The sequence below is a fragment of the Pseudomonas sp. genome, from assembly GCF_049590575.1.
Classification (GTDB): Bacteria; Pseudomonadota; Gammaproteobacteria; order Pseudomonadales; family Pseudomonadaceae; genus Aquipseudomonas.
In genome coordinates this window covers 1-9,026 of record NZ_JBAWDE010000269.1, presented here as the reverse complement: position 1 = coordinate 9,026, position 9,026 = coordinate 1, and the positions used below count along the sequence as shown (strand labels likewise).

At 61.5% G+C, this 9,026-nt stretch carries 10 protein-coding genes; 4 read left to right on the top strand and 6 right to left on the bottom strand.

Annotated elements, in window-relative coordinates; translation table 11 throughout:
* On the top strand, positions 1–451 hold a 451-nt coding region (locus WBR57_RS18625), incomplete at its 5' end, for an NAD-binding protein (protein WP_424085415.1).
* Between the two features lie 43 nt (positions 452–494).
* Here WBR57_RS18625 and WBR57_RS18620 read toward each other — a convergent pair.
* Positions 495–839 carry a cupin domain-containing protein gene (locus WBR57_RS18620; RefSeq protein ID WP_010566207.1) on the bottom strand — a complete coding sequence of 115 codons (345 nt, stop codon included), beginning with the start codon at positions 837–839 and terminating at the stop codon, positions 495–497.
* Between the two features lie 346 nt (positions 840–1,185).
* Between WBR57_RS18620 and kynB the strand changes: the two genes are divergently transcribed.
* The gene (kynB, locus tag WBR57_RS18615; protein ID WP_017137969.1) at positions 1,186–1,836 is read left to right on the top strand and encodes an arylformamidase; all 651 of its coding nucleotides are present in this window, start codon (positions 1,186–1,188) and stop codon (positions 1,834–1,836) included.
* Complete coding sequence (gene kynA / locus WBR57_RS18610; protein WP_424085410.1) at positions 1,833–2,690, top strand: tryptophan 2,3-dioxygenase; 858 nt, start codon at positions 1,833–1,835, stop codon at positions 2,688–2,690. The genes kynB and kynA overlap by 4 nt, the downstream gene beginning before the upstream one ends.
* 143 nt (positions 2,691–2,833) lie before the next feature.
* On the opposite strand, the gene WBR57_RS18605 is transcribed toward kynA, so the two are convergent.
* From WBR57_RS18605 to antA, 4 genes are all read right to left on the bottom strand, one after another.
* Positions 2,834–4,237: an amino acid permease gene (locus WBR57_RS18605; RefSeq protein WP_424085408.1), complete on the bottom strand. Its 1,404-nt coding sequence runs from the start codon at positions 4,235–4,237 to the stop codon at positions 2,834–2,836.
* Positions 4,238–4,308: 71 nt separating this feature from the next.
* Entirely contained in the window at positions 4,309–5,316 is a 1,008-nt protein-coding gene (antC, locus tag WBR57_RS18600; RefSeq protein ID WP_424085406.1) for an anthranilate 1,2-dioxygenase electron transfer component AntC, read from the bottom strand.
* A 33-nt stretch (positions 5,317–5,349) separates the two neighbouring features.
* The gene (gene antB, locus WBR57_RS18595; RefSeq protein ID WP_424085404.1) at positions 5,350–5,841 is read right to left on the bottom strand and encodes an anthranilate 1,2-dioxygenase small subunit; all 492 of its coding nucleotides are present in this window, start codon (positions 5,839–5,841) and stop codon (positions 5,350–5,352) included.
* Positions 5,841–7,232, bottom strand: a complete 1,392-nt coding sequence (gene antA / locus WBR57_RS18590) for an anthranilate 1,2-dioxygenase large subunit (RefSeq protein ID WP_424085401.1) — start codon at positions 7,230–7,232, stop codon at positions 5,841–5,843. The genes antB and antA overlap by 1 nt, the downstream gene beginning before the upstream one ends.
* A gap of 314 nt (positions 7,233–7,546) precedes the next feature.
* On the opposite strand from antA, the gene WBR57_RS18585 reads away from it, so the two are divergent.
* Positions 7,547–8,539: a helix-turn-helix domain-containing protein gene (locus WBR57_RS18585; RefSeq protein ID WP_424085399.1), complete on the top strand. Its 993-nt coding sequence runs from the start codon at positions 7,547–7,549 to the stop codon at positions 8,537–8,539.
* Between the two features lie 133 nt (positions 8,540–8,672).
* Here the strand turns inward: WBR57_RS18585 and WBR57_RS18580 are convergent.
* Positions 8,673–9,026, bottom strand: a 354-nt coding sequence (locus tag WBR57_RS18580; protein ID WP_424085397.1) for a LysR substrate-binding domain-containing protein, incomplete at its 5' end; no start/stop codon positions are given.

Below are 9,026 nucleotides of genomic sequence, written 5' to 3'. Positions count from 1 at the left end.
GCAACCGGTGCTGGCGCAGATGGGCCGTAACATCGTGCATTGCGGCGACGTGGGCACCGGGCAAATCGCCAAGATCTGCAACAACCTGTTGCTGGGTATCAGCATGGTCGGTGTCAGCGAGGCCATGGCCTTGGGCGATGCGCTGGGGATCGACACCCAAGTGCTGGCCGGCATTATCAACAGCTCCACCGGGCGCTGCTGGAGTTCCGACACCTACAACCCTTGGCCGGGCGTGATCGAAACCGCGCCATCATCGCGTGGCTACACCGGTGGGTTCGGCGCCGACCTCATGCTCAAGGATCTCGGCCTGGCCACCGAAGCTGCGCGCCAGGCCAAGCAACCGGTGATTCTCGGCGCCGTGGCCCAGCAGTTGTATCAATCGATGAGCCAGCGCGGGGAAGGGGGCAAGGACTTTTCGGCGATCATCAACAGCTATCGCAAGCCTGAGTAGTGGTGAGCCCGCTCGCCACAGGTCAGGTGGCGAGCTTCAGGGCTCAAGCAAACACAAAATACTTGCGCACCGTCTCGACCACTTCCCACGTGCCCTTCATGCCCGGTTCCACCACGAAGATATCCCCAGCGCGCAAGTGAATCGGCTCCAGGCCCTCAGGGGTGATCACGCAGTAGCCTTCCTGGAAATGGCAGTATTCCCACTTCACGTATTCCACGTACCACTTGCCCGGTGTGCAGATCCAGGTGCCCATGATTTTGCTGCCGTCTTCGCTGGTGTAGGCGTTGAGGTTGACGGTGTGCGGGTCGCCTTCGAGCTTTTCCCATTTGCAGGCATCCAGGACCGGCAGTGGGTGGGTGTCGCGCAGTACGGTGATGGGCTTGGACATGATGACTCCTAGGCAGGGGAACGAGAGTCGAACCCTATAGCGTCGGGGTGTGGGGCAGTGGTCTGAACTCGACATCGGAATGCCCAGAAGCGCAGGTGAACACGATTGCCGGGGCATCGCGAATCAGTGTGGGAGGGGGCTTGCCCCCGATAGCGGTGGGTCAGCTGGCAGCTGTGTAAACAGACCCACTGCCATCGGGGGCAAGCCCCCTCCCACACTTTTGAGCGTGAATCAGTCGTTTCCTCGCAGTAAGTGCGAAAAATTTCCCGTCTAGCGCTGGAATTAGCAAGAAAATTCGCAACAGGCCCTCGTATCATTCACCCCAGTACCGACCGAGAGCCTTGAGATGAACCCAATAAAAACGTGGTGGGATATCAGCCCGCCCTTGAGTACGGCGACCCCGACCTGGCCGGGCGATACGCCGTTCCAGGAAGAGCGCGTGTGGCAGTTCGGCCCGGAGTGCCCGGTGAATGTCGGGCGCGTGACCTTCTCGCCGCACACCGGCGCCCATGTGGATGCGCCGCTGCATTACAGCGCGGACGGCGCGCCGATTGGCGAGGTGTCGCTGGATGTGTACATGGGCCCCTGCCGGGTGTTGCATTGCCTGGGCAGTGGCGCGCTGGTGCAGCCGCATCAACTGCAAGGGCGTGTGGATAACCTGCCCGAGCGCGTGCTGCTGCGTACTTATCCACAAGCGCCGCTGACTGAATGGGATTCGAACTTCACCGCCATCGCGCCGCAGACCATCGAGCTGCTCGCCAGCCTGGGCGTGCGTCTGATCGGTATCGATACGCCGTCCCTGGACCCGCAGCAGTCCAAGACCATGGATTCGCACAACGCCGTGGCCCGCCATGGCATGGCGATTCTCGAAGGCATCGTGCTCGATGACGTACCGGAGGGCGACTATGAACTGATCGCCCTGCCGCTGCGCTTTGCCAACCTCGACGCGAGCCCGGTCCGCGCCATTCTCCGCCCGCTCAAGGAGCCCACGCGATGAGCCAATGTCCCTTCTCTGCCGATTATCAGCCGCCTGAAGAGTGGCATAACGCCGAGCTGAATTTTTCCGAGTCCATGAGCTACGGCGACTACCTGGACCTGGGCAAAGTCCTCAGCGCCCAGCACCCGCTGTCGCCCGACCACAACGAAATGCTGTTTATCATCCAGCACCAGACCTCGGAGCTGTGGATGAAGCTGATGCTCCATGAGCTCAAGGCCGCTCGCGAACACCTGCGCCTGGGCGAGCTGCCGCCGGCGTTCAAGATGCTGGCGCGGGTCTCGCGGATCTTCGATCAGCTGGTGCACGCCTGGGCGGTGCTGGCCACCATGACGCCGTCGGAGTACAAGGCGATTCGCCCGTTCCTCGGGCAGTCGTCGGGGTTCCAGTCGTTCCAGTACCGCGAGATCGAATTTATCCTCGGCAACAAAAGCGCGGCGCTGTTACGCCCGCACGCGCACCGGCCGGCGTTGTTGAACGAGTTGAAAGTGGCGATTGCCACGCCGTCGCTGTATGACGAGGCGGTCAACCTGATGGCCAAGGCCGGCCTGGTGATTGACCCCAAGCGCGCCGAGCGCGACCCGACGGCGGCCACGGTTCACGATGAATCGGTGGAGGCGGCGTGGCGTGAGGTGTATCGCGACCCGAGCCGGTACTGGGATTTGTATCAGTTGGCCGAGAAATTTATCGACCTGGAAGATTCCTTCCGCCAGTGGCGCTTCCGGCATGTGACCACGGTGGAGCGGATCATCGGCTTCCAGCCGGGGACTGGCGGCACGGAAGGCGTGGGGTATTTGCGCAAGATGCTCGACACGGTGTTGTTCCCCGAGTTGTGGCGAGTGCGTTCCACGCTCTAAACAAAAAGCCCCGCAATCCCGGGGCTTTTTCATGAGCAATGCAATCAACTGTGGGAGGGGGCTTGCCCCCGATTACAGTGTGTCAGCCAATACATCCCCTGCTGACCCACCGCCATCGCGGGCAAGCCCGGCTCCCACAGGGATCACTGTGCATTCACTACAGCGTGACCCTTTTTCATCCGCATCCGATACGCGACATAGATAACCCCCACCCAAATCGGCATCGCATACACCGACTCACGAATGCCCGGAATCGCCAGCATCACGCTGACAATCATCACCATGAACGCCAGGCACAGGTAGTTGCTGAACGGGAACCAGAAGGTCTTGAACGACGGCGTCACGCCTTGCTCGCCCATGGCCTTGCGGAACTTGATGTGAGTGATGCTGATCAGCGCCCAGTTGATCATCAGCGAGGCAACCACCAGCGCAAACAGCAACTCCAGCGCGCTCTGTGGCGCCACATAGTTGACCACTACGCACAGCATCGTCACCAGGGCCGAAATCGCCAGGGCGCGCAGCGGTACGCCTTGCTTATTGAGCTTCATCAGCGCTTTCGGCGCATCGCCTTGCTCGGCCAGGCCGAACAGCATGCGGCTGTTGCAGTACACGCCGCTGTTGTACACCGACAGCGCCGCGGTCAACACCACGAAATTGAGGATGTGCGCGGCGGTGTCGTTGCCGATCAGCGAGAAGATCTGCACAAACGGGCTGCCGCTGTAGGCATCGCCCGACGCGCCGAGGGTTTGCAGCAGTTGGTCCCATGGGTACAGCGACAGCAGCACGGTCAGTGCGCCGACGTAGAAAATCAGGATCCGGTAGACCACCTGGTTGATCGCCTTCGGGATCACCTTGCGGGGCTCGCTGGCCTCGGCGGCGGTGATGCCCACCAGCTCCAGGCCGCCGAACGAGAACATGATGAAGGCCATCGACATCAACAGCCCCATGCCGCCATTCGGGAAGAACCCGCCGTGGCTCCACAGGTTGCTGACCGAGGCTTGCGGGCCACCGGTGCCGCTGAACAGCAGGTAGCAGCCGAGCACGATCATGCCGACAATCGCCACCACCTTGATGATCGCGAACCAGAACTCGGCCTCACCGAAGAACTTCACGTTCAGGGTGTTGATCAGGTTCACCGCGACAAAGAACACCAGCGCGCTGACCCAGGTCGGGATCTGCGGCCACCAGAACTGGATGTATTTGCCCACGGCCGTCAGTTCGGCCATGCCCACCAGCACGTAGAGTACCCAGTAGTTCCAGCCCGCCAGGAAGCCCGCGTAGCCGCCCCAGTATTTGTGTGCGAAATGGCTGAAGGACCCGGCCACCGGCTCTTCGACGATCATCTCGCCGAGCTGGCGCATGATCAGGAACGCGATAAAACCGGCAATCGCGTAACCCAGGATCATCGACGGTCCCGCCGACTTGAGCACGCCCGCCGAGCCGAGGAACAGCCCCGTACCGATTGCCCCTCCCAAGGCAATCAGCTGAATATGCCGGTTCTTCAGGCCACGCTTGAGGCCTACCGGGTTAACCATGTCATCCGCCATTAACGTTCCCTTCTACTTATATTTCTCAGGGTTGATTGCACGCCGCACCCGCCCCCCGAACTGCTGAGGGGTCAGATATTACTCTGCGTAAACTTTTCGTAATACAGCTGAACGCCATCAAGTGCCTGATCCAACAGCCATTGCTGGATGGATTCGACCATTGGCGGGGGGCCGCACAGGTACATATCCGCCGATCTATCGCGCAATTCGGCCAAGTCGAAATGCTCGGTGAGGTAACCGCGTTTGCCTGGCCACGCCGGTGAGGCGTCGCTCAGCACTTCGGTGTAGCGAAAATTCGCGAGGTGCGTGGCATAGGCTTGGATGCGCGCCGCTTCGCACAAGTCTTCGGCGCCACGCACGCCGTAATACAGATGCACCGGCTGCTCACAGCCGGTGGCGACCAGTTGATCAAGCATGCCCAGCAATGCCGAGAGCCCGGTGCCGCCCGCCACCAACACCAGCGGCTGGGTCACGTGCCGCAGGTAAAACGCCCCCAGGGGCGCTTCCATCAGCACCTCGTCGCCGATCTGGCAGCGCTCGCGCAGGTAGTTGCTCATCACCCCGTCCGGCAGCAGCCTTACCAGGAACTGCAAGTGGTTGCCCGGCAGATTGGCGAAGGAGTAGGAACGCCAACTGTGCGTGCCCGGCACCGCCAGGCGCGCATATTGGCCGGGCAGGAAGTCCAGCGGCGCCTCCAGTTGCACGTGCAAAATCGCCGTGCTGGCCGAGACCTGCCGCACCTCGCTCACCGTCCCGCGCACCTGCACCGGCCCCGGCGCGTTGCACAGGCTCGAATCAAAGTCGAAGTAAAACGTTGCGTCGGACTTTACGCGCGTCTGGCAACTGAGCATCTTGCGCTGCTGCAGGTCGAGGCGGGAGAGGGCTTCTTCGTCGACGTAGTCCTGGGTGTAATCGCCCGACTCGCAGCGGCCCTGGCAGGTGCCGCACACGCCTTCGCGGCAATCCAGGGGGATCTTGATGCCATTGCGCAGCGCCGCATCCAGCAGGATTTCATTCGTACCCACCGGAAAAAACAGGGTCTTGCCGTCGGCAAAGCTGAAGGCCACTTTGTGATTCATGTGTTGTTCTCCGCGCGCATAACCTGTGGCTGATCAGAGGTGATAGAAATCCAGCACCGAGTTGATGGTGTCGTTGAGCAGCAGCGCATGCTTGCGGGTGATCAACCAACTGTCGCCATGGGGTTTCAGGCTGTAGGTCGCCTGCCCGTAAAACTGCTCCGAGGTGGCCAGCCGATAAAACAGCGTGTGCCAGTTCAGCTTCACTTCCAGTAACCCGCCCGGTTGCTCCGAAACCCGCACGTTGTTGATCAGGTGCAAGGTGCGCGGCATGGGCGTGGCGGACGCCGCCTTGCCGGTGCGCAGGCGGAACACGCGGTCTTCCAGGCCGGAACGGTTGGCGTAATAGATCAACGACATCTCGCGCTTGGGGTCGCGGGTGTAGACGTGTTCCGAGTCCCATTGCGGCAGGTGGAACTCACTCTGCGGGTCGAACAATTGGACGTAGGCGTCCCAGTCCTGAGCGTCGCACAGCGCGGATTTGCGGTAGAAAAACTGCTCGATCCGGTACTGCAACTGGGCATTCATCACTTCACCTCCTGCAGTTTGAGCGCCTGTTTATCCAGGCCGTTGAGCAGAAACTGCTGCCAGTTGCGGTGCTGGTTGACGTACAGGCCTTCATGGGTGAATTCGGTGCCGGTCATCGCCGGTTGAATGCCGATGGCTTCGCTGTTGGGCGTAGGCCCGGTTTCCCAGCGGTGGCTGCCGCGTGAGATATCGCTCCAGCGTTCAAGCCTGCCCTGGAAACCGCGCTGGGCTTCGCGGAACTCGACCAGATCGTCCGGTGTGCCCATGCCGGACACGTTGAAGAAATCCTCGAACTGGCGAATGCGGTTTTCGCGGTCGGCGTCGGACTCGCCCTTGACCCCCAGGCACTGGCTGATGATCTCGGTCTTGTTCCACGCCACCGGGCGGATGATGCGCAGTTGCGAGCTGATCTGGTCGAGAAAGAACAGGCTCGGGTAGATATTCAGATTGCGCAGGCGGTGCATCATCCATTCGGCCTTTTGCTGGCCGTGTTCTTCTACCAGGCGCGGCATGATGGTGGCGTAGCCCGAACGCACGCTCGGGTTGGGCATGTCGCTGAACAACAGGCTGTGGCCATTGTTGAAGGCGAACCAGCCGTCATCGGTGTTCGCGTCGCCGGCGCCGAGCTTGCTGTAGTCCAGTGTGGTGCCGGAGCCGGTGCCGTTCTCGCTGTTCACCTGCTGGCGATGCTGCACCGTGGCCACGTAGTTGTAGTGCACGGTGCTGACGTGGTAACCGTCCAGACCGTTTTCGTTTTGCAGCTTCCAGTTGCCGTCGTAGGTGTAGGCGGATTTGCCCGGCAGCACCTCCAGCTCACCGGTGGCCGACTGCGCGACCATCATGTCGAAGAACACTTTCGCGTCGCCGAGGAAGTCTTGCAGGCTGTCGCTGCCATTCACGTCCAGGCTGATAAACACGAAGCCTTTGTAGCTGTCGATGCGGGCTTTTTTCAGGCCGCGCGTGGTTTTGTCGAAACCCTCCGGGTATTCCCCCGGCGCCTTGACCTTCACCAGCCGGCCATCACTTTTGTAACACCAGGCGTGGAACGGGCAGGTAAATGTCGACTGGTTGCCCTTGCCGACCCGCGTCAGGGTGGTGCCGCGATGCTGGCAGGCGTTGATCAGCGCGTTCAACTGACCATCGCCGTCGCGGGTGATGATCATCGGCTGGCGCCCGGCGCGCATCGTGACGAAGTCGTGGTTATTCGCCAGTTCGCTTTCGTGGCAGGCGTAGATCCAGTTTTTCTCGAAAATCAGCTCCATCTCCAGGTCGAACAGTTCCGGCTCGGTGAACATGTCGCGGGCGATGCGGAACACTTCGTCTGCCGGGCGAAAATCCAGGCAGCTCTGGATAAAACTTTTCCATTGCTCGACGCTTCTTGCACCACTCATGGGAGGCACCTTTTTGATAATGGCTAAACGGGTAGGCCATTAAGCGGCTGCGACGAGACGGCGGGCTATCCGGTTAATGGGGGAAGGTGGGCCGGAAAATTGGGCAGCAAATACCCAGTTCGGTGCGTGCGGGTGGGGCGATGCGCTACCGCCTTGCCAGGCAAGGGGCCAGAAACAGCCGTGGCTTATCCACTTAGTCGGCCGTTGCTATCCACCCCGTTGCAATCGTGCCTGCGTGGCGTAGAACTTGCTGTCGAACCACAACGACGCGCCGCCAGAGCGCGCAACCGCCTAACCGCCGTGGGTGCACCCTGATGAGTAGCCAGACACGCGATATCCATATTCAACGCTTCGACCTCGAAGGCGCCCGCAGCTGGATGTCCGGGATCTGCGGGCCGCACCGCCTGGCGACGGCCACGCCCGAGCGCCTGCGCTTTCACCACAGCGCCAACGTGTTCAAGTCCCGCGCGACGACTTTGGGCGTGATCGAGTACGGCACCGATGTGACCATCGACATCGAAGACGCCGAGCACTTCAGCAGCTACAGCCTGAGCCTGCCGCTGGTGGGCGAGCAGGAGCTGAGCCGCAACGGCGAGCGCCTGAGTTCCAACCGCGACCAGGGCGTGATCATCTCGCCCAATGAGCACCAGGTGCTGGCGATTTCCGGTGATTGCCGCAAGTTGCAGGTGGTGATCACGCGGGCAGCGATGAGCGAGTCGCTGGAGGGCTTGCTGCAACGGCCGATCGAGGCGCCGCTGAAATTCGAGTCGGTGATGGACGCCGTGGACGGCGCCCCGGCCGCATGGTGGCGCATGGCGCGTTACTTCATTGCAGAGCTGGAACGCAGCAGCGAATTGTATGAGCAGGCGGCGTTTACCCGGGACCTGGAAAGCTCGCTGATCAAAGGGTTGATCCTTGCCCAGCCGAACAATTACTCCGAGGAACTGCGCGCCGTGCTCGGCGTGAAACTGCCGCATTATCTGGTCCGCGCGCGCCAATACATCCACGACAACGCGCGCGAAGCCGTGCACCTGGAAGACCTCGAAGCCGCGGCGGGGGTGTCGCGGTTCAAGCTGTTCGATGCGTTCCGCAAATACTTCGCGCTGTCGCCGATGGCCTACCTGAAAAAGCATCGGCTGGGGGCCGTGCGTCAGGAGATTCTCGAGCACGGTTCGGTGCGTACCATCTCCGAAATCGCCCTGGGTTGGGGCTTTACTCACCTGGGGCGGTTTTCGGCGGAGTATCGCAAGCTGTTTGATGAGTCACCGAGCCAGACCCTGCAGCGCAAGCGCCTGCGCTGCCTTTGAACACAATGAAGATCAAACTGTGGGAGGGGGCTTGCCCCCGATAGCAGTGGATCAGGCAACCATTGTGTTGACTGACACTCAGTCATCGGGGGCAAGCCCCCTCCCACATTGGATGTGTGGTGTTTGGGACATCTCAGATCAGCTCTTCCACCAACTGCAAACAATGACGCAGCCCTGGCGACTGGTCATGCACCCGACGGCTGAGAATGATCGGCGACGTCGCGGTGGTTTCCACCACCGGCGTGTAGCCGATGTCCGCGCGGTGCAGCACCTGCACCGAGGCCGGGACCAGCGTCACGCCCATGCCTGCGCCGACCAGGCCGATGGCGGTCTGCAATTCGTTGGTCCACTGCGCCACCTTGAGGCTCAAGCCGTGGGCGTCGAACAGCGCGATCACATGGTCGGCGTAGCTCGGGCGCGGGTTGCCGGGGTAGAGCACGAAGGGCTCGGCGGCCAGTTGCGCGAGGGTGGCGGGCGCCTCCAGCAG

Excerpts from the sequence above, each read along its gene's own strand:
- WBR57_RS18620 (WP_010566207.1), bottom strand. The coding sequence starts at position 839 with ATGTCCAAGCCCATCACCGTACTGCGCGACACCCACCCACTGCCGGTC.
- kynB (WP_017137969.1), top strand. The coding sequence starts at position 1,186 with ATGAACCCAATAAAAACGTGGTGGGATATCAGCCCGCCCTTGAGTACG.
- kynA (WP_424085410.1), top strand. The coding sequence starts at position 1,833 with ATGAGCCAATGTCCCTTCTCTGCCGATTATCAGCCGCCTGAAGAGTGG.
- WBR57_RS18605 (WP_424085408.1), bottom strand. The coding sequence starts at position 4,237 with ATGGCGGATGACATGGTTAACCCGGTAGGCCTCAAGCGTGGCCTGAAG.
- antC (WP_424085406.1), bottom strand. The coding sequence starts at position 5,316 with ATGAATCACAAAGTGGCCTTCAGCTTTGCCGACGGCAAGACCCTGTTT.
- antB (WP_424085404.1), bottom strand. The coding sequence starts at position 5,841 with ATGAATGCCCAGTTGCAGTACCGGATCGAGCAGTTTTTCTACCGCAAA.
- antA (WP_424085401.1), bottom strand. The coding sequence starts at position 7,232 with ATGAGTGGTGCAAGAAGCGTCGAGCAATGGAAAAGTTTTATCCAGAGC.
- WBR57_RS18585 (WP_424085399.1), top strand. The coding sequence starts at position 7,547 with ATGAGTAGCCAGACACGCGATATCCATATTCAACGCTTCGACCTCGAA.